The sequence below is a fragment of the Paracoccus luteus genome (assembly GCF_004522155.1).
Lineage (GTDB): Bacteria > Pseudomonadota > Alphaproteobacteria > Rhodobacterales > Rhodobacteraceae > Paracoccus > Paracoccus luteus.
On the sequence record NZ_SDEA01000018.1, the window covers coordinates 12,380 to 31,395 of the forward strand.

Sequence of the window (19,016 nt, forward strand, 5' to 3'; positions counted from 1 at the left end):
TTGCCAACGGGCCATCGGATTACGATGGCCCGTTATCATGATTTTAAGCTTGTCGTGAAACGTCTAAACGTTCATCGAGTTGGGAGAGAAACGTCGGCCGTTTCAACATGGGCGAGCGTGGCTTCGGCCGGTCGATATAGGTAGTTGTGAAGCGTGCCCTCTCTGATATGCTCAACTGCTTCCTTGATGGCCGGAAACGGCACCATGAACCACTCGCGCGGTTGGACCGGGTTACCAAAACGATCGTCGATCTGGATTTCAAGGCGGGCGTCGGCGAAAAAGCGGTGGAGAAGGTTTTCCAAAGCGCTGCGGCGGATATCGTAGAGCGTGAAGGTCGCGACGACCTCCACCTCAGCCATCAAGAATGTCGGGTCCCGAACGGCGTTGACGAATCGCCGTTCCACTTGCCCACCCGTTACGCCGATCTTGTGGATGACGTCGCGGTGAGCGGCCACATAAGGATGATCAGATAGACTACGGAGCACGTAGATCGCTCCGGTTTCCGTTCCCTCGATGCCATCGTCACCGAACAGCGGCCCGACCCGAGACTCCGTCACACGGCGGCCGTTGTCGTCTTGGGTCAGCGCCTTCTGCAGCGAGCGTTGCAGGAGATTGCTCTCGGTGCCGTTGTCGTAAATTACTCGCAGTCGGCGGTCGCTGTTGCCGGAAGCGTTGATGTAGGCCTCTCCCGCCTCGGCGACATAGGCGAGCAGCCCCTCCAATACGAAGAACCGGCCCTGTTCGATCTCTGCCTTGCGCTCGAACCGGCGCATGCGGCGGGTGCCAGCGGCAAGGTCGCTGCGGACTGCCTCGAACAGCGGCGCGTAGTCGGCGAAGTTGGCGCAGGGCTCGCGCGTGGCGACCTCCTCCGCTGCCTGCCGTTCGGCGGGCGAGCGGACGTGGCGCAATTCGGTTAGTCCATCATTCTGTTCGTCAACGCCAAGCGCCGCCAGCAGTGCTGCGTCGTCTATCGGCTCGTCGGCCGCTGCAGTCAGCAGGCCGCCGGTGTCCAGATCGGTCAGCAATGCGACCGCCTCGGGCAGCGCGCGCAGGCGATCGAGGCGGACGGCGTAGAGGCGTTCGAAGACATCGCCCTCATGGCGCGGCGGGCGGCCGTGTTCGGCGGCGAAGCGCAGGATGTCCTCGAAGCCCGCGATGATGCGCGCCTCTCGGGGCGAGCGTGCCTCGGCCTTCGGCCTGGCCGGTTCAAGCCCGAGATCGGCGAGAATGTCGAGGTCGCTGCGGTCAGACATTCCGAGCGGCCTCGCGCTGCAGGACGGCAATGCCTTCCGCCATGCGGCGCTCGTAGGGGTCGGCGGCGGTCAGCGAGGGCAGGCGGCCCGACTCGCGCTTGAAGCGGATGGCGCGTTCGGCGAGTTCGCGCGCTTCGTCCAAGGGGATGTTCACGCGCTTCTTTGCAATTACCTCGGCGATGCGGCGCAGGTTTTCCTCGTTCATCGCCTTGCCGAGGATGGCGCGGGCGGTCTGGAAGGGGTTGATGCGGTCGATCAGGTCGATCTCCAGCTCGCGCACCTCCAGCACGAACCGCCGCGCGCCGTCCACGAAGGCGGTGTTTGGCCCCTCCTCGCCCGGCTCGTGCGGCGGCGTGCGGCGCTTGATTTCCTGCGTCAGCGCCAATGCGGCCACGGCGTGCTGGCGGACGGCCTCGCGGTCCTCCTCGGTCAGCTCGGGATAGCGGGTGGCGATGATGCGGCCCATGCGGAGCTGGGTCAGCTCCTCGGCCGGGGTTTCCTCATCGAAGACGCCGCGTTCCAGCACGGTGCGGTCCTGCACGAATGCGGCCAGGACCTCGTTCACGTCCTGCGCGCAGATGCGGCGCACCTCGGGGGATTTCGGCTCGACCAGCCCGCCGATCTCCATGTGGAACTGTCCCGCGGCCTCGTTGAAGCCGACCGCGCCGGGCTTGTAGCCGCCCTCGCCGTAGTCGAAGCCGGGCCTCTCGCCCGCGGCCTTCGGCGTGAACTCGAACTTCGGGGCCAGCACCTGCTCCATGAGCAGGCTGGCGGCGATGGCCTTCAGCGTGTCGTTCACCGCCTCGTTCACGATCTGGTCGTCGGCGGCGGGTTCGGCGATCAGGTTGGTGAAACGCGCGCGGGTCTTGCCCGGCGCGTCGCGCGTCGCGCGGCCGATGATCTGGACCACCTCGGTCAGCGAACTGCGATAACCCACGGTCAGCGCGTGCTCGCACCAGATCCAGTCGAAGCCCTCCTTCGCCATGCCGAGCGCAATGATGATGTCCACGTGCTCGCGGTTCTCGGCCTGCGCCGGGTCCTTCAGCGCGGCCAGCACCCGCTCGCGGTGGCGCTCGTCGTCCACCAGGTCGGCCACGCGCAGCACGCGGCCGTCCGGGCGCTGAATCAACTGGAAGCCGGTCGCCTCGTCGGTGCCCTTCCAGACGCCGAGCGCGCCCATGATCTCCTCGGCCTCGCGGATCTTGTCGCCGAGGCTTTCGCGGGCGTTCACGTTGGGGATGTGGACGATGGTCTTCAGGGCCGGGTCCAGCACCGCGGCGATCGCGTCCATGTAGCGGCCGGAGTAGAAGTAATAGCCGATGTCCAGCGACTTCAGCCAGCGGTAGCCGTTCAGTTGCTCGTAATAGGTGTAGGTCACGGTCTCGAACCGCGCCTCGTCCTCGGGCGCCAGCACGGCCACGGCGTCGCCGCGGAAATAGCTGCCGGTCATCGCCACCACATGCACCCGGTCGCGCGCCATGAAGGCCCGCAGCTGCGAGCCGAGGCGGCTGTCGGGGCTGGCGCTGACGTGGTGGAACTCGTCAATCGCGATCAGGCGGTCGTCGAAGGCCTCGACGCCCAGCTCCTCGACGGCGAAGCGGAAGCTGGCGTGGGTGCAGACCAGCACGCGGTCGGGGCTGGCGAGGAACGCGCGCACCGCCGCGACCTTGCCGCGCGCGGCGCCCGCGTCGTCGGCCCCCGGCGCGTTGCACAGGTTCCATTGCGGCGCCACGGTCCAGTCGGCCCAGAAGCCGCCCTCCGTCAGCCGGGTATCGCGGAAGGACGCGCCGATCGAGCGTTCGGGGACCACGACGATGGCCTGCCGCAGGCCCTGGTTCTCCAGCTTGTCCAGCGCCACGAACATCAGCGCCCGCGACTTGCCCGAGGCGGGGGGCGACTTGATCAGCAGGTATTGCTCGCCCCGGCGCGACCAGACGCGGGCCTGCATCGGGCGCATCCCCAACTCGTCCTGCGCCTGCGCGGCCCCGGTCCGGCCAAGGCTGACCGAGACCGAGGGCGCGGCGCTGACGGTGTCCCTGTTGTCCCTCATGCGCGTTTCCCCTCCGCCTTCGTCATCCTGGTATAGAGCGCGAACAGATGCTCCAGCCGCTCGGTATCGTTGCGGAAGCGGCGGCCGATATAGATGCGCTCCAGCACCTCGTCGTTGCGGTCATGCGCGGCGCGCAGGTCGGCGGGCATGTTTTCCGGGTCGTAGAGGTCGGCGATGGTGGCGGGGAAATGCGCCTCGCGGGTCAGCAGGATGTCCTCGGCGCAGGCGGTCAGCGCGGCCTTGTCGGCGGCGGTGAGCTTCGGGACGGGGAAGGTGTTCCAGCCGAGGGTGTTGGAGTAGCGGAAGTCGGTCTTCAGCTTGCCGCAGACGGTGGCGATCCAGACGAGGTGGATGCGCGAGGCGATCAGCGCGAGATTCCAGAGCGGGGCGTCGTAGATAACTGACGCCAGATTAGAGACGACAGTATCGGAGGTCACATAACCACAAGGAAGATATTGGCGGCGCTCGGAAGACACTTTTGGAATGATGATCGCAGGCGTTTCCCGATGCGGCCGATAAACAAACCGATGAGGAAACGGCGCATGGTCATTGGCCTGTTTTCCTCGGCTTCCGAGCCGAAATGCGCGAACCTCGCCCACGCGCCTACAAATCTCTGGAACGGCGAGCGCCTCGCTTCTGTCATCATCATTAATCCAAATGCAATACCTCTCTTCTGCGCGTATGAACTCCCGAGCGCCCATGAACTTGCGGATCCATTTCGCAGCTTTGGGGCAGGAGCGCGCCAACGATTTCGCTTCCTCGGCATTAAGAACAAACTGACCGTCGTCCGACGGCTGATTGCCCGACTGCATAAGTGGAAGATTGGCCAGCGATGAAGTTTGCTTTGTCACAACAACGTTATCGCCGCCCGTGAGATAAGGCGTAATGTTGGCGACTACACGAGCGACTCCCTCCTCATGCAGCGCCGGATCTCCGGCCTTATTCGTAATACCGACAATGACGCAGGTAACGCCGGCGTTGTTTGCGGCGTTGTTCGCCCACACAAAAGAACTATGAGCGAACCCGATTCGAACACCCTCAGAAAACAAGATAGGCCAGAGCATCGCAACCTGCTCACCCTGTGTGATCGAGTTCGTTGCAACGAACGCCGCGTGCCCCGAGGTATGCTTCAGGAAGAAGGCGGCTCGAACGAACCATGCAGCAACATAATCGAGATCCTTATAGGCCTTCAGAAGACCTCTAAATACGAGGGCCATGTCGTCTTTTTGTTCCCGCGTCTGACCGACACTTCCCTGATACGGCGGGTTCCCGCAGATATACGTCTCCCACTCCGGCCCGCCCTCCAGCGCCAGCCGCCCCGTCGGCCCGCCCAGGTCCTCGTCCACCGCCGCCGCCGCCGGGGGGCACACCGCCTCCCACGCAATCCGCAGCGCGTTGCCGGTCACGATGTTGCCGGTCGCGTGCAGCGGCAGGACCAGCGCGCGGGCCTCGGCCTGGCCGATGAAGCGCACGTCGCACTGGAACTCGGCGATCAGCAGCGAGAGGCGCGCGATCTCGGCCGCGAAGCTTTTGATCTCGATGCCGTAGAACTGCGTCAGGGCGATGGCCGAGCGCTCCATCGCCTCGCCGCGGCGGGCCATGATCTCGGCCTCGATCTCGCGCATCTGGATATAGGCGATGACCAGGAAGTTGCCCGACCCGCAGGCCGGGTCGAACACCCGGATGCGCGCCAGCCGCTGGCGCAGGCTGAACAGCATCCGCTTGTTCGTTCCCGCCCGTTCCAGCTGCGCGCGCAGGTCGTCGAGGAACAGCGGGTCCAGCACCTTCCTGATGTTCGGGACGGATGTGTAGTGCATCCCCAGTTGCCCGCGCTCGTCATCATCCGCGACCGCCTGGATCATGGACCCGAAGATGTCCGGATTGATCCGCTTCCAGTCCAGTTCCCCCGCCCGCAGCAGATAGGCGCGCGAGGTGCGGGTGAAGGCGGGGCAGCCGATGTCATCCGCGAAGAGCCCGCCGTTGACATAGGGGAACACGTCCGCCCAGGGCCGCACCCCGCGCGGGCTGCGGCGTGGGTCGAGGGTCATGGCGCGGAACAGTTCCGCCAGCACCTCGGCGGTGTTGGAGCCGTCGGCCTGCGTCATCTGCGTCAGCGTGGCGGTGAACAGCGTCTCGCCGGTGAAGATGCCGGTGTCCTCGGCGAAGAAGCAGAAGATCAGCCGCGCCATGAAGCGGTTGAGATCGCCGCGCTTGGCCGCCGTGCCCCAAGCGGGGTTGTCCTTCAGCAGCTGCAGGTAGAGCCGGTTCAGCCGCCCCGTCGCCTTGATGTCGATCGGGTTGTTCTTGACCTCGGCTACCGTCGAGATGCCGGCGAGCGACAGGAAGAAGCTGAAGTGGTCGCCGAGTTCCGCGAAGGGGACCGACAGCACCTCGCCCGAGGCGATCTCCTCGGCCTCGACCTGCTGCCCGTCGGTGGCAAGGATGAACTTCGCTTTCTGCCGCGCGGTCTGCGGGCTTTCCCGCATATGGGCGAGGCCGGCCAGTGTCTCGCCGGGAGGGGTGGTCAGGATGTGGATGTTGTTGCGCTGCAGGATGCCGCCAGCGTCCGAGTTGTTCGACGCGCCCTGGCGCAGCCGCGCGAGGGTGGTTGCCTTCATACCGAAGGCAGTCAGGAAGGCGAACGGGAACTCTGCAGGGTCAAACGGCTCGGCCGCCAGCGCCGAAACGGCTTCCTCGATTTCGACTGCGTTCATGGTGCCTTCCCCCCACGCCGGCAACGTGCAGAGGATTCGCCCCCCCTGCTTCGTTGCGCGCAGGCAAGCTCTACCGACCGGCGAGCGGGAAATCCATCGGGTGGGAGCGCGCATCGGCGGAGCCGGTTCATGCGGGGATGATCCAGGCCATCGTTGCCATCGTCCGCTGAAAGGTTGATCGACGTTGCGTTGCCGACCGCGAGTTCATGTGTCGTCGGCGGGTCATGAGAAGTTTTTCAGGGATCGCCGGGTGAGTGGGGGATTTCTGCTGGAAAGGGCTCTTAGCGGGGAGACGTTGTCTCCCCGCTTGGGCCTGCGGCAAGGCATAGCCCCCTTGTAGCGGGCACGCATTTGTCTCATCAGGATCAGGAGCGTGACTTGGCTGGCCGGCGCCTCCGCGTGCAGCTTTTCGCTGCCGATACCAGGTCGCACGGGATACGCCCGCTGCGAGCCACGGCTGGGCGCGAGAGATCGTGCTCTCAGCCAGATACGCCGACCGTGGTTTCGTACCCGCTCGAGCGCGTCGCTGCCGCTCCCGATCTGCCTTCCGGCGCTTGCGTTCCCCCGTGGAGAATACTTGCTCAAGGCCCAAGACTCGCGCCTCCTCATCGGAAACGCCCAGAAGACCGGCTATAGTTGCCCCAGAATAGTGATAACGGCCGTCCCGTATCGGCTTCGATGTCATGGGCAGATCGGCCTGGTGGCGTGCCTGCCTGGCAATCGCATTTACCTCGGAGGACGTCAGTCCCGGCACCGCCGTCGCTGCGGTTAGCGAGACTCTGGCCTCGATATCGCCGGGATCCTGTTGGTGGGTCTGGCATGTCGCCCAAAGGTGCAGCCAGATGTTGCGGCGACCCTCTGGAACGGTGCCGCCCCACGCTTCGCAGAGACGCTCGAGATCTCGTTGCACGGCTGAGAACCGGCGGCTCGGGGACAGTCCCGCCGCGCGCTGGCCACCTGCGCCACGCTCGCGCCTTGCTTTCCGTTCATTCAGCACCTGGCGAGTTGGACGGCCCGCTGCCTTATAGATCGCGTCTTCGATGGCCTCGAAGGGAAACCGCCGCAACGACCCCTCCATGATGGTGACCCGGCGCCCGCTCTTGCGGTTGATCGTGCCTGGAAGGCGGAAGACACGAGTGGTATCGCTGCACTTCGGGTCAGCTCCCAAATCTTTGTACAAACTGATGAGCGCGCCGAGCGCCGCTTTCCACCTGCTCCGAGCCTGAGGGGGCAGCGGCTCCAGCATCCAGATCGCCGCCATTCCTCGACCTGTGTGCAGCAGGATGGACGGTTCCGGCAGCCCTCGCGCTTCTGTCTCGATACTGAACTGGAGCGACCACATGTCCCAGTTGGAGGCGATCCCCGAAGGAGCGAGATCTACGTCGAGGTCCAGGTAGACTGCATTGAGAGCCGCAAGATGGGCGTCGCGCCGGGGACCATGAAACCGGTTGAGTGACACATAGGCCGAGTGATCGAGACAGGTTTCCGCGATAAAAGGCGCAGCGGCAAGATCGCAAACGCGGCTGACCGCCTGATCCCGGCCCTGAATGGTCATGATTGTGGGTTTGCCGACCGCCCCGAGTGGATGCAGCAGGCGCACGTAGTCTGTGGTCGAAAGCAAGCGCGCGGCTGGCGCGGCGTCCGAAAAGTGAGATCGATCGAGGCGTTCCATGCCCAGGAACTGGGTCCCTGAACGGAGTGCCGGAAACCGGATCGGCCTGCCCTGTTTGAAACGGCTGCTGCCTGCTAATTTTAGGCGGCACGGTGCAGGTTCTCGTCCCCGCCAGTTCAGTTGACGGGTTCTTTTGCTACTCTTCGGCCCTCAACCCCGACGAGGAATGATTGGGCCACAGAGCGCTGGCCCGGCATCCGCTACTGCGTCTACATCAGTAAATCGCCCACCCTATCGTTTCAGCTTCAGTTTGCGTCAGTTGGACGCGCTGATGCTTCCGTAAGTCTTTGATTTGCCGTACACGATCCGACAGGTCCATGTAGCGGAAAAAATAACCTAATGCCTTGATTAACCAAGACGATAATTCGGCGACTCCCGCGTGATCTGCACGTCGTGCACGTGGCTTTCCTTCAGGCCCGCCCCGGTGATCCGCACGAACTCGCAGCCGCCGCGCATCTGGGCCACGCTGGCGTTGCCGGTATATCCCATTGCGGCGCGCAGGCCGCCGACCAGCTGGTGGATGACGGTCGCGGCCGGACCCTTGTAGCTGACCTGCCCCTCGATCCCCTCGGGGACCAGCTTGTCGGAGGCCGCGTCCTTCTGGAAATAGCGGTCGGCCGATCCGCGCGCCATCGCGCCCAGCGAACCCATGCCGCGATAGGACTTGAACTGGCGGCCCTGGTACAGGATCACCTCGCCCGGGCTTTCGTCGGTGCCCGCGATGGCCGAGCCCACCATCGCGCAGGCGGCGCCTGCGGCGATGGCCTTGGCGAAGTCGCCCGAATACTTGATGCCGCCGTCCGCGATCACCGGCACGTCGCCCGCGCCCGCCACCGCGTCCATGATCGCGGTCAGCTGCGGCACACCCACGCCCGCGACGATGCGGGTGGTGCAGATCGACCCCGGCCCGATGCCGACCTTGATCGCGTCCGCGCCCGCGTCGACCAGCGCGCGGGCGGCGCTGGCGGTCGCCACGTTGCCCGCGCAGACCTGAACGTTCGGGTATCGGTCCTTGATCCGGCGGACGGCGACGGCCACGCCTTCGGAATGGCCGTGCGCGGTGTCGATCACCACAAGATCGACGCCCGCGTCGATCAGCGCCTCGCTGCGGTCGAACCCCTCGTCGCCCACGGTCGATGCGGCGGCGACCCGCAGGCGGCCCAGGTCGTCCTTGCAGGCCAGCGGGTTCAGCACCGAGGTTTCCGTGTCCTTCAGCGTCAGCAGCCCGGTCAGCTTGCCGGCCGCGTCGGTGACCAGCAGCTTTTCGATGCGCCGCGCCTTCATCAGGCTGATCGCCTCGTCCCGGTCGGCGGGTTCGCGCAGGATCGCCAGGTTGTCCGAGGTCATCATCGCCCGCACCGGCGTCCGGTCGTCGCTGGCAAAGCGCATGTCGCGGTTGGTGACGATGCCCAGCACGCGGCCCCGTTCGTCCACGACCGGAAACCCGGTCACGTGATAACGCCCCTGATAGGCCTTGGCGTCGGCCAGGGTCTGGTCGGGCGTCAGGGTGATCGGGTCATAGACGATGCCGCTTTCGAATCGCTTGACGCGGCGCACCTCGTCGGCCTGCTGGGCGGCGGTCAGGTTGCGGTGGATGACCCCCAGCCCGCCCGCCTGCGCCATCGCGATGGCCATGCGGCTTTCGGTGACGGTGTCCATCGCGGACGAGATCAGGGGAATGTTCAGCTGGATCGACCGGGTGAGAAAGGTCGTCACGTCGGCGGTTGACGGCAGCACGCTGGAGGCCGCCGGAACCAGAAGAACGTCGTCGAAGGTCAGCGCCTCGCGAATCTGCATGGGATCATCCTGTCAGAGGTCGTTTGGCAGTTTCCCCTTTCACGCGGCCGCGGGAAAGTCCAGCGGGGGCGTCAGGCGATTGCGGCGTTGGTCCTGACCGGCAGCCGCCCCCGCGCCCAGTCGCGCAGGATCACGACCAGCAGCGGCACGACAACCAGGGTCGCGGCGACCAGCAGCCCGCCCGCGATCAGCCGGTGCGCGTCGGTGGGCACGGCGCGCCACAGCGCCACCCATGCGCCCGCCGTCGCGGCTGCCGGGAACGCAAGCGCGCCCCACAGCGCCGAAAACCCGCCCGGCAGCAGCCAGCGCGCGCAGGCGACCGACACCGCCGCGGCGGCCAGCGCCAGCCAAGCCAGCGCCTGCCCCGCCCCCGTCCAGCCCAGCCCCAGCGCAACCAGCGCGAACAGCGCCGGCGGGGCGGCGTGGATGGCCAGCAGCGGGCGCAGCGCGGCCGGCACCCGTTCCACCAGCGCCTGCCGCGCGCTTGCGGCATAGATCAGCAACGCGGCGGCCAGCGCGGGCCAGAACAGCGCGCGCGCCAGCCCCGGCCAGCCTGCGGCCAGCGCCGCACCAGCCGCCACGATCAACCCGGTCGCGCCAAGGTGCCAGACCGGCGTCACCCGCCGATGCGGTGGCGGCAGCCCGCGCAGGACGCGGACCAGCACCGCCGCACAGACCAGATGCCCGGCCAGCCCAGCACCCACGATCACCCGTCCCGGCGCGGGCGAGAACCCGGCGACCAGCGCGCCCGCCACATAGATCGACAGCACGCCTGCGGCGATCCCGGCGCGGCCGGGCAGGATCGCCAGATCATCTGCCAGCACGCCCGGCCTGCGCGCCAGCTTGCCGCCATAAGCCAGCGCCGCAAAGGCAAAGACTGCGACCGCCGCCCCGGCCAGCAGGTCGGCGGCCCCGCCGGGCAGCGCAAAGGCCGCAATGCCCCCCCGCCACGCCAGCGCCAGGGCCAGCGCGCCCAGGATCGGCAGGAACACGGCCGGGGGCACCCGCCGCCACAGCCCCGGCGGCACCGGGCGCGGCATGGCAAAGCGCAGGCGCTGCCCCTGCGCGCGCGGCGCGGCCGTGCGCAGGATGGGCGGCGGGATTTCGGGGCGCGGGCTCATGCCCGCATCATTGCGCATCGGTCAGGCGGGGCCAAGCGTTGCTGCGGCGACACGCTGGCGCAAAAGGGTTCCCTTGAACGTGGCGTCACGCGACGGCCATGATTGACCGGGGGGTCCGTGCGCTTTCATGCTGACCGGCAAGGGTCCGCCGATTGCGGACCTTGAGGGAGGGACGACATGACCAGACTGACCACGGGCCTCGGGGCCCTGCTGCTGACCACCGCGCCCGCACTGGCCGGCGGCATCGAGCGGGCGCCGCAGTCGATCGCGATCCTGTTCGAGCAGGGAAACTATGTCGAGTTCGGCGCGGGCCGCGTCAGCCCGGACGTGTCGGGGCGCGACGTGGCGCTGTTCGGCGGCGGCGCGACCGGCGAGGTGGCCGAGGACTACAGCTTCTTCGGCTTCGGCTACAAACACCAGTTCAACGACCAGCTGTCGGCGGCGCTGATCGTCGAACAGCCTTACGGTGCGGACATCAACTATCCCGCAGGCGGATCGCTGGCACTGGGCGGCACCTATGCCTATGTGGATTCGACCACCTATACGGCGCTGCTGCGCTATAAGCTGGACAACGGCTTTGGCATCCACGGCGGCGTGCGCGGGTCGCGCGCGGACGGCGAGGTGAACCTGAGCGGTCTGGCTTATGGCGGGCTGTCGGGCTATAACGTGGAACTCGACAGCGAATGGGGCTGGGGCTATGCGGTCGGCGCAAGCTGGGAACGGCCCGACATCGCCGCCCGCGTGTCGCTGACCTTCAACTCGTCCATCGAACACGACTTCGACACCACGGAAACCCTGGGCGGCGCGCCGCTGGCGGCCGAGGAATCGACCACCACGGTCAAGACGCCCCGGTCCTGGAACCTGGAAGGCCAGACCGGCATCGCGCCCGGCACGCTGCTGTTCGGGTCGATCCGCTGGGTGAACTGGTCGGAGTTCCGCGTCGATCCTGAGGTGTTCACCGGCCTTGCCGGCGGCGGCCTGGTCGAGCTGGACGACACCACGACCTATGTCATCGGCGTCGGCCGCAAGTTCACCGACAACTGGTCGGGCGCCGCGTCCTTCACCTATGAGAAGTCGGGCGACGACCTGGTGTCGCCGCTGGCGCCGACCAACGGCCGCAAGGGCATCTCGCTGGCCGCGATCTATACGCAGGACAAGTGGAAGGTCACGACCGGCGTCAGCTATTTCAAGCTGGGCGACGCGGACCCGGAAACCGGCACGCCCGACGTCGCCCGCGCCCTGATGCGCGACAGCGACGCGCTGGGCGTGGGGGTCAAGGTCGGCTACAGCTTCTGACCGCCGGTCCTGCCGGATCGGAAGGCCCCGCCCCCGCGCGGGGCCTTTTGCGTGGGAACGCGCCCCTTTCCTATTCCCCGCCCCCGTCCTACCTAGTCGCCACGCACGACCGAGGGGCAGCATGATCTATCAGACCGGGCAGGACTGGCGCGACGCCGGCCAGAAACGCGTGATGCTGTTCGGCATGTCGGGTCTGGGCAAGACCCACATCGCCACCATGCTGCGCCGGTCGGGCGGGTGGTTCCACTATTCCGTCGATTACCGCATCGGCACCCGCTATCTGGGCGAGCTGATCGCCGACGACTTCAAGCGCCACGCGATGCAGGTGCCGATGCTGCGCGACCTGCTGCTGTCAGATTCCGTGCGCATCGCCAGCAACATCAGCTTTGACAATCTGGCGCCGCTGTCGTGCTGGCTGGGCAAGCCCGGCGATCCCGCGCGGGGCGGGCTGCCCTTTGCCGACTACATGGTCCGTCAGGATCAGCATCGCGCGGCGGAAATCCAGTCGCTGGCCGACGCCGTGCGGTTCATGCAGCGGGCGGTGGACATCTATGACTATCCGCATTTCGTCTGCGACACCTCCGGCTCGATCTGCGAGGTCGTGGACCCCGACGATCCCGCCGATCCGCTGATGACGACGCTGGCCGCCCACCTGCTGCCGGTCTGGATCGAGGGGTCCGACGCCCACACGGCCGAGCTGGTGCGCCGGTTCGACCGCGCGCCCAAGCCGATGTATTACCAACCCGATTTCCTGCACGCCGCATGGGCCGAATACGGCCGCGCCAACCCCGGCCCGGTCGATCCCGACGCGTTCATCCGCTGGACCTATGCCCGCGCGCTGGCCCATCGCCAGCCCCGCTATGCGGCGATGGCCTGCCACCACGGCGTGACCGTCAGCGCCGATCAGGTCGCGCGCCTGCGCGAGCCTGCCGACTTTGTCGAACTGATCGCGTCCGCCATCGACAGAAAGGACGACTGATGCCCATCACCCTGCCCCAGGATCTTCCCGCCTATGACATCCTGTCGCAGGAAGGCGTCATGGTGATGTCGCCGGGGCGCGCGGCGACGCAGGACATCCGCCCGCTGCGGATCGCGCTGCTGAACCTGATGCCCAAGAAGATCCAGACCGAAAACCAGTTCGCCCGGCTGATCGGTGCGACGCCCCTGCAGATCGGCCTGTCGCTGATCCGCATGTCGGACCACGAATCCAAGAACACCGCCGCCGACCACATGGAATCCTTCTACCGCCCCTTTGCCGAGGTCGAGGCGTCGGGCGACCGCTTCGACGGGCTGATCGTGACCGGCGCCCCGATCGAGCATCTGCCGTTCGAGGAGGTGACCTATTGGGACGAACTGCGCCGCGTGTTCGACTGGTCGCGCAGTCACGTCCATTCGACCTTCGGCGTGTGCTGGGGCGGCATGGCGATGGCGCATCATTTCCACGGCCTGCCCAAGCACGACCTGCCCGGCAAGGCCTTCGGCTGCTTCCGTCATCACAATTTTGCCCCCGCCAGCCCCTTCCTGCGCGGGTTTTCCGATGACGTGCTGGTGCCCGTCAGCCGCTGGACCGAGGTGCGGCAGGACGACATCGACGCCCGCCCCGCGCTGGCCACGCTGCTGGCCAGCGACGACGTCGGCCCCTGCCTAGTCGAGGATGCGGGTCATCGCGCGCTGTATATCTTCAACCATCTGGAATACGACAGCGGCACGCTGAAAGAGGAATACGACCGCGACGTCGCCGCGGGCAAGCCGATCAACGTGCCGGCCAACTATTACCCTGACGACGACCCGGCGCGCCCGCCGTCCAACCGCTGGCGCAGCCACGCGCATCTGCTTTACGGCAACTGGATCAACGAGATCTATCAGACGACGCCGTTCGACCTGGCCGAGATCGGGCGCGGGTAACGGCGCGCGGCTTCCGCTTGCCAAGGCGCGTGCCGGACCCGATGCTGGCGGGACCGGAGGCCGCCATGAACCGCACACCCGCCCCGCCCGGCATCGCGCCCGGCATCCCGCTTGTCGGCGCGATCACCGAATATCTGGAACACGGCGCGCCCAAGGCGGTGCTTCGCGCGATCCGGGACGCGGACAAGGACGACATCCTGGACGCCAGCTATCCTTACCGCGAGGAAATGGACGGCGACGACTATGACGACCGGATGCAGGCGCTGCAGGTCGAGCTGGTCAAGATGCTGCGCTGCGTGATCGACACCGGCCGGCGCGTCGTCGTCCTGTTCGAGGGGCGCGACGCCGCCGGCAAGGGCGGCACCATCGCCGCCATCAGCGAGAACCTGAACCCCCGGTCCGCTTATGTCGTGGCCCTGCCCAAGCCCACGGAACGCGAGGCGGGGCAGTGGTATTTCCAGCGCTATGCCGCGCAGCTGCCCGCAGCGGGCGAGATCGCGCTGTTCGACCGCAGCTGGTACAATCGCGGCGTCGTCGAAAAGGTCTTCGGCTTCTCGACCGAGGATCAGCGCCAGCAGTTCTTTCGGCAGTTGCCCGACTTTGAACGGCTGCTGGTCATGGACGGCATCGTGCTGGTCAAGCTGTGGCTGACGGTGGGCCGGGCCGAACAGCTCAAGCGGTTCCTGGACCGGGAACGCGACCCGCTGAAGCAATGGAAGCTGAGCCCGATCGACGTCGAGGGGCTGGCGAAATGGGACGACTTCAGCGCCGCCATTTCCGAAACGCTGACGCTGTCGCACACGCTGGACGCGCCCTGGACGGTGATCCGGTCCGACGACAAGAAACGCGCGCGGCTGGCGGCGATCCAGACCGTGCTGGGCCGCATCGACTATGCCGGCAAGGACGAGGGCGCGATCGGGCGGATCGACGACGCCATCGTGGGCGGGCCGGAGCTGCTGGTGCGCTGACAGGCGGGGCGGCAGCTTGCCGGGCGGGCGACCGGCGGATAAGGGTTTATGAACAACCGTTCATTTCTGGGGGAAGGCCTGATGAATCTGTCGAACGCCCGCGCCATCGTCACCGGCGGCGCATCGGGCCTGGGGGCCGCGACGGCGCAGCATTTCCGCGACCGCGGGGCGCAGGTCGTCGTGCTGGACCGCGACGAGGCGGGGGCCGCCTATGCCGACAGCATCGGCGCGGGCTTTGCCCGCACCGACGTCACCGACGAAGCCAGCGTTGCCGCCGCCATCGCCCACGCCGTCGGCGTGATGGACGGCATCGACCTGTGCGTGAACTGCGCGGGCATCGCCATCGGCGAAAAGACCGTGGGCCGCGAGGGTCCGCACCGCCTGGACAGCTTTCGCCGCACCGTCGACATCAATCTGGTCGGCAGCTTCAACGTGCTGCGGCTGGCCGCGCCCGAGATGGCCCGCAACGGCCGCGACGAGAACGGCGTGATCGTCAACACCGCGTCCATCGCGGCCTTTGACGGTCAGGCCGGACAGGCCGCCTATGCCGCGTCCAAGGCGGGGATCGCGGGCATGACCCTGCCCGTCGCCCGCGACCTGGCCCGCAGCGGCATCCGGGTCTGCGCCATCGCGCCGGGCATCTTCGGCACGCCGATGCTGCGCGGCCTGCCGCAGGACGTGCAGGACAGCCTTGCGGCCGAGGTGACGTTTCCCAAGCGGCTGGGCGACCCGCTGGAATATGCGCGGCTGGCGGCCTTCATCTTTGAATGCGGATACCTGAACGGCGAAACGATCCGGCTGGACGGCGCGTTGCGGATGCGATGACCGCCCGGGCGGCCAGCAGAAAGGCGCGCCATGTCCCATGCGAACCTGCCCGACCCCATCGCGGCCGATCCGGCCGGCGCCGATCCGACCGGGGCTTCCCCGGCACGTGAGCCGGAAGTCTGGGACAGCCTGATCGTCGGCGGCGGCCCCGCCGGGCTGACCGCGGCGATCTATCTGGCGCGGTTCCACCGCCGCGCGCTGGTCGTGGACAAGGGCGACGGCCGGATGCAGCTGATCCCCGTCAGCCACAATCATGCCGGATACCCCGACGGCGTCGCGGGCGGCGCGCTGCTGGAACGGATGCGCGACCAGGCGCGCCAATACGGCGCCACGCTGCGCCGGGGCGAGGTCGCTGGCCTGCGCCCGGACGGCGACGGCTTTGTCGCCGACACCGACGCGGGCCCGGTGCGGGCGCGCACCGTGCTGCTGGCGACGGGCGTGGTCAACCACCGCCCCCCCATCGACGACGATGCGCACATGGACGCGGTGTCGCGCGGGCTGCTGCGGTATTGCCCGATCTGCGACGCGTTCGAACAGACAGGCAAGCGCATCGGCATACTGGGGGGCGACACCCACGGGCTGGCCGAGGCGCTGTTCCTGCGCAGCTATTCGCGCGACATCGTCCTGCTGGGGCTGGCGTCGGTGACGCTGACCCCCGACGAGCAGGCGCAGGCGGACGCCGCCGGGATCAGGGTCGTGACGGTCCCGGTCAGCAGCTTTGATTTCACCGACGAGGTGCGGCTGACGCTGGATGACGGATCGGACGTGATCGTGGACACGCTTTACGCGGGGCTGGGGTCGACCACCCGCAACGACCTGGGCCGGGCGCTGGGGACCGCGCTGTGCGACAACCAATGTTTCCTGACCGACGACCAGCAGCGCACGAACGTGCCCGGCATCTATGCGGCGGGCGACGCGGTCGAGGGGCTGGACCAGATCAGCTATGCGATGGGGACCGCCGCCCGCGCCGCCGTCGCCATCCACAACGACCTGCGCGACAAGGACGGTCAGACGCTGGACTGACGCCGCTCAGCCGTCCAGCAGCCCCGCCGCGACGGCAGCGCCCACCCGCGCCACGGCCTCGGCCAGCCGCCGGTCGATGACGTCCAGATAACGGGTCCAGTCCATCATCCCGGTGACCGGCGCCATCCCGTCGGAAATGCCGCGCAGGCCGATCAGCGGCACCCCGAACATCGCGCAGGCGCGCAGGACGGCGAATGTCTCCATGTCCACCATGTCGCCCGCGACCCCGGCATAGGCCGCCCCCGTCACGACCGATGCGCCCGTGGACAGCGTGCCCGCGGGCAGCGCCGGGTCCGGCACCGTCAGCAGCGGCAGGCAGGCGGGCAGGTCCAGAAAGGGCGTGACGCCGCGCGCGAACCCCAGCGCGCTTGCATCCATGTCGCGGTAATCGGCCGCCGCCACCTGATAGACGCGCCCCTGCTCCAGCCGCTGCGACCCCGCGCTGCCCAGCGACACGACCGCCGCGGGCAGCCGCCCCGCCGCCTGCAGGCGCGCCAGCGCCGCGGTGACGGCCACCGCCGATTCCACCGGCCCGACGCCGGTCATCAGCGGCGCGATGACCGAACGCAGCGCCGGGCCGTACTCCGCCTCGGCCGCCATCACGAACAGCACGGGGCGGCCCCCCAGCCGGTCAAGATGGGGCAGCGCCGCCCCGCCATTGGCCTGCGTCATGGCGTCCATCCCGCTGCCCCGTTCCCCGGTTGCGCCGCGTTCATCATGCCGGGCGACAGTTGCTTGAACCCGAAACGGCCCGCCGCTAGCGTTCCGCAGGCCCCTGACCGGAGATGAGCTGCATGATACCCCCGCGCACGACCGCCCTGGCGTTTGCCCTGGCCACCACCGCCCTTGTCCCTGCGGCCTTTGCGGCCGACGCAGACCTGACGGTGTTCGACTGGGCCGGATTCGAGGAACCGGTCATCTTCCAGAAATACATCGACCAGCATGGCGATTCCCCGACCTTCGCGTTCTATGGCGACGACGACGAGGCCTATCAGAAGCTTGCCTCCGGCTTCAAAGCCGATGTGGCGCATCCGTGCAGCCAGATGGTGTCCAAGTATCGCGACGCCGGCCTGATCGAGCCGTGGGACACCGCGCGCATCCCGGCGGCGGCGGACATCGACCCGCAGTTCCTGGATTCGCCCGTGTTCAAGGACGATCAGGGGCTGTGGTATATCCCGACCGATTTCGGCGCGACGGCCATCGCCTATAACACCGAAACCGTCCCGGCCGAGGATGTGGCCTCGCTGCAGGTGTTCGTGAACCCGGCCTATCAGGGCCGCACCTCGCTGCCCGATTCGGCCGACGACGTCTGGGCGCTTGGCTATCTGGCGACCGGCGTCACGGACTGGACCAAGGTCACCGACGAACAGTTCGCCGCCGCCGCCGACTGGCTGCGCCAGGCCCACCAGAACGTCGCCGCCTATTGGGCGGACCCGGCCGAACAGACGCAGCTGATGGCGTCCGGCGCGGTGGACGTGGCATGGTCGTGGAACGATGGCGTCGTGCTGCTGCAAAAGGAGAACTATCCGGTCGGCTTCCAGCGCGCCCCCAAGGAGGGGTCGTCCGAGTTCTTCTGCGGGTTCATCAACCTGAAAGACGGTCCGGGCAGCGAGGACAAGGTCTATGACTTCATCAACGCCTGGCTGGACCCCAGTTCCGCCAAGGGCCTGCTGGACACGATCGGCTATGGCCACGCAAGCCTGGCCGCGCTTGAGACGGTCAAGGACGATCCGCGCGTGGTGAGCGGCCTGGGCGACACCGGCGCGCCGATCCTGGCGCAGGTGCCCAACGACCCGGCGCAGCGCGAACGCCAGCTGGCCGAGTTCGAGAAGATCAAGGCCGGGTTCTGATCCGCGACGCGGCACATCCACAGGGCGGCCCCGCGGCCGCCCTTTTTCACGACGGGGAGACAGCATGGACCGCGCCGAACAGGACCGCATCGCATTCGACCAGCCGGCGTTCGCCCGGCTGCTGGGATTCCGCCTGATCTCGGCCGACGCGGACGAGATCCTGGCCGAGGTGCCGGTCACGCAGGATCTGGCCAACCGCAACGGCGTGATGCACGGCGGCGCGATCATGGCGATGGCCGACAACATCGGCGGCACGGCCACCATGATCAGCCTGCCCGCCGGCAAGACCACCACGACGATGGAAAGCAAGACGAACTTCCTGCGCGCGATCCCCGTCGGCGACGTGGCAAAGGCCCGCTGCGTGCCGCTGCACAAGGGGCGCACGACGATGGTGTGGCAGACGACGATCACGCGCGGCGACGGCAAGGTGGCCGCGATCGTGACGCAGACGCAGCTTGTCCTTGACTGGCGCGACTGACGCGGCGCCGGTCCGCGCCGTCCTTGCCCCAAGCCGCAGGCGGCCCCACGTTCCTTGTCTTGCT

At 67.5% G+C, this 19,016-nt stretch carries 15 protein-coding genes; 8 read left to right on the plus strand and 7 right to left on the minus strand.

The window, feature by feature from the left end; genetic code table 11:
• Nucleotides 1-71: 71 nt before the first annotated feature.
• The 6 genes from EPA64_RS15240 to EPA64_RS15265 form a co-directional block, all read right to left on the minus strand.
• Nucleotides 72-1,253 (minus strand): GIY-YIG nuclease family protein, encoded by a 1,182-nt coding sequence (locus tag EPA64_RS15240; protein ID WP_134727164.1) that lies wholly within the window; start codon nucleotides 1,251-1,253, stop codon nucleotides 72-74.
• The gene (locus EPA64_RS15245; protein ID WP_134727165.1) at nucleotides 1,246-3,303 is read right to left on the minus strand and encodes a DEAD/DEAH box helicase; all 2,058 of its coding nucleotides are present in this window, start codon (nucleotides 3,301-3,303) and stop codon (nucleotides 1,246-1,248) included. Before EPA64_RS15245 ends, EPA64_RS15240 begins: the two co-directional genes overlap by 8 nt.
• A complete protein-coding gene (locus EPA64_RS15250; protein WP_134727166.1) occupies nucleotides 3,300-6,017 on the minus strand; it encodes a class I SAM-dependent DNA methyltransferase in 2,718 nt (905 codons plus the stop codon). The genes EPA64_RS15245 and EPA64_RS15250 overlap by 4 nt, the downstream gene beginning before the upstream one ends.
• A 127-nt stretch (nucleotides 6,018-6,144) precedes the next feature.
• Nucleotides 6,145-7,689, minus strand: a complete 1,545-nt coding sequence (locus EPA64_RS15255; protein WP_134727167.1) for a hypothetical protein — start codon at nucleotides 7,687-7,689, stop codon at nucleotides 6,145-6,147.
• Nucleotides 7,690-8,037: 348 nt separating this feature from the next.
• A complete protein-coding gene (guaB, locus tag EPA64_RS15260; protein WP_134727168.1) occupies nucleotides 8,038-9,486 on the minus strand; it encodes an IMP dehydrogenase in 1,449 nt (482 codons plus the stop codon).
• Nucleotides 9,487-9,557: 71 nt separating this feature from the next.
• Nucleotides 9,558-10,607 carry an SLAC1 family transporter gene (locus tag EPA64_RS15265; RefSeq protein WP_167626683.1) on the minus strand — a complete coding sequence of 350 codons (1,050 nt, stop codon included), beginning with the start codon at nucleotides 10,605-10,607 and terminating at the stop codon, nucleotides 9,558-9,560.
• A gap of 177 nt (nucleotides 10,608-10,784) precedes the next feature.
• Between EPA64_RS15265 and EPA64_RS15270 the strand changes: the two genes are divergently transcribed.
• The 6 genes from EPA64_RS15270 (at nucleotide 10,785) to EPA64_RS15295 (ending at nucleotide 16,624) form a co-directional block, all read left to right on the plus strand.
• Nucleotides 10,785-11,903 carry an OmpP1/FadL family transporter gene (locus EPA64_RS15270; protein ID WP_134727170.1) on the plus strand — a complete coding sequence of 373 codons (1,119 nt, stop codon included), beginning with the start codon at nucleotides 10,785-10,787 and terminating at the stop codon, nucleotides 11,901-11,903.
• A 121-nt stretch (nucleotides 11,904-12,024) separates the two neighbouring features.
• The gene (locus EPA64_RS15275; RefSeq protein ID WP_134727171.1) at nucleotides 12,025-12,882 is read left to right on the plus strand and encodes an ATPase; all 858 of its coding nucleotides are present in this window, start codon (nucleotides 12,025-12,027) and stop codon (nucleotides 12,880-12,882) included.
• Nucleotides 12,882-13,808, plus strand: a complete 927-nt coding sequence (locus EPA64_RS15280) for a homoserine O-succinyltransferase (RefSeq protein ID WP_134727172.1) — start codon at nucleotides 12,882-12,884, stop codon at nucleotides 13,806-13,808. The genes EPA64_RS15275 and EPA64_RS15280 overlap by 1 nt, the downstream gene beginning before the upstream one ends.
• A 65-nt stretch (nucleotides 13,809-13,873) precedes the next feature.
• On the plus strand, nucleotides 13,874-14,776 hold the full coding sequence (ppk2, locus tag EPA64_RS15285; protein ID WP_134727192.1) for a polyphosphate kinase 2: 903 nt from the start codon (nucleotides 13,874-13,876) through the stop codon (nucleotides 14,774-14,776).
• Nucleotides 14,777-14,857: 81 nt separating this feature from the next.
• Nucleotides 14,858-15,601 carry an SDR family NAD(P)-dependent oxidoreductase gene (locus EPA64_RS15290; RefSeq protein WP_134727173.1) on the plus strand — a complete coding sequence of 248 codons (744 nt, stop codon included), beginning with the start codon at nucleotides 14,858-14,860 and terminating at the stop codon, nucleotides 15,599-15,601.
• Between the two features lie 30 nt (nucleotides 15,602-15,631).
• Nucleotides 15,632-16,624, plus strand: coding sequence for an NAD(P)/FAD-dependent oxidoreductase (locus tag EPA64_RS15295; protein WP_134727174.1), 993 nt, complete (start codon nucleotides 15,632-15,634; stop codon nucleotides 16,622-16,624).
• A gap of 6 nt (nucleotides 16,625-16,630) precedes the next feature.
• On the opposite strand, the gene EPA64_RS15300 is transcribed toward EPA64_RS15295, so the two are convergent.
• A complete protein-coding gene (locus EPA64_RS15300; protein WP_246026791.1) occupies nucleotides 16,631-17,305 on the minus strand; it encodes a 5'-methylthioadenosine/S-adenosylhomocysteine nucleosidase in 675 nt (224 codons plus the stop codon).
• A gap of 113 nt (nucleotides 17,306-17,418) precedes the next feature.
• Here EPA64_RS15300 and EPA64_RS15305 point away from each other — a divergent pair, with 113 nt between their 5' ends.
• On the plus strand, nucleotides 17,419-18,474 hold the full coding sequence (locus tag EPA64_RS15305; protein ID WP_134727194.1) for an ABC transporter substrate-binding protein: 1,056 nt from the start codon (nucleotides 17,419-17,421) through the stop codon (nucleotides 18,472-18,474).
• A gap of 64 nt (nucleotides 18,475-18,538) precedes the next feature.
• Nucleotides 18,539-18,952 carry a PaaI family thioesterase gene (locus EPA64_RS15310; RefSeq protein ID WP_134727175.1) on the plus strand — a complete coding sequence of 138 codons (414 nt, stop codon included), beginning with the start codon at nucleotides 18,539-18,541 and terminating at the stop codon, nucleotides 18,950-18,952.
• Nucleotides 18,953-19,016 lie beyond the last annotated feature (64 nt).

Excerpts from the sequence above, each read along its gene's own strand:
- EPA64_RS15300 (WP_246026791.1), bottom strand. The coding sequence starts at position 17,305 with ATGGACGCCATGACGCAGGCCAATGGCGGGGCGGCGCTGCCCCATCTT.
- EPA64_RS15265 (WP_167626683.1), bottom strand. The coding sequence starts at position 10,607 with ATGAGCCCGCGCCCCGAAATCCCGCCGCCCATCCTGCGCACGGCCGCG.
- ppk2 (WP_134727192.1), top strand. The coding sequence starts at position 13,874 with ATGAACCGCACACCCGCCCCGCCCGGCATCGCGCCCGGCATCCCGCTT.
- EPA64_RS15275 (WP_134727171.1), top strand. The coding sequence starts at position 12,025 with ATGATCTATCAGACCGGGCAGGACTGGCGCGACGCCGGCCAGAAACGC.
- EPA64_RS15290 (WP_134727173.1), top strand. The coding sequence starts at position 14,858 with ATGAATCTGTCGAACGCCCGCGCCATCGTCACCGGCGGCGCATCGGGC.
- guaB (WP_134727168.1), bottom strand. The coding sequence starts at position 9,486 with ATGCAGATTCGCGAGGCGCTGACCTTCGACGACGTTCTTCTGGTTCCG.
- EPA64_RS15310 (WP_134727175.1), top strand. The coding sequence starts at position 18,539 with ATGGACCGCGCCGAACAGGACCGCATCGCATTCGACCAGCCGGCGTTC.
- EPA64_RS15245 (WP_134727165.1), bottom strand. The coding sequence starts at position 3,303 with ATGAGGGACAACAGGGACACCGTCAGCGCCGCGCCCTCGGTCTCGGTC.
- EPA64_RS15240 (WP_134727164.1), bottom strand. The coding sequence starts at position 1,253 with ATGTCTGACCGCAGCGACCTCGACATTCTCGCCGATCTCGGGCTTGAA.
- EPA64_RS15250 (WP_134727166.1), bottom strand. The coding sequence starts at position 6,017 with ATGAACGCAGTCGAAATCGAGGAAGCCGTTTCGGCGCTGGCGGCCGAG.
- EPA64_RS15305 (WP_134727194.1), top strand. The coding sequence starts at position 17,419 with ATGATACCCCCGCGCACGACCGCCCTGGCGTTTGCCCTGGCCACCACC.
- EPA64_RS15270 (WP_134727170.1), top strand. The coding sequence starts at position 10,785 with ATGACCAGACTGACCACGGGCCTCGGGGCCCTGCTGCTGACCACCGCG.
- EPA64_RS15295 (WP_134727174.1), top strand. The coding sequence starts at position 15,632 with ATGTCCCATGCGAACCTGCCCGACCCCATCGCGGCCGATCCGGCCGGC.
- EPA64_RS15255 (WP_134727167.1), bottom strand. The coding sequence starts at position 7,689 with ATGGAACGCCTCGATCGATCTCACTTTTCGGACGCCGCGCCAGCCGCG.
- EPA64_RS15280 (WP_134727172.1), top strand. The coding sequence starts at position 12,882 with ATGCCCATCACCCTGCCCCAGGATCTTCCCGCCTATGACATCCTGTCG.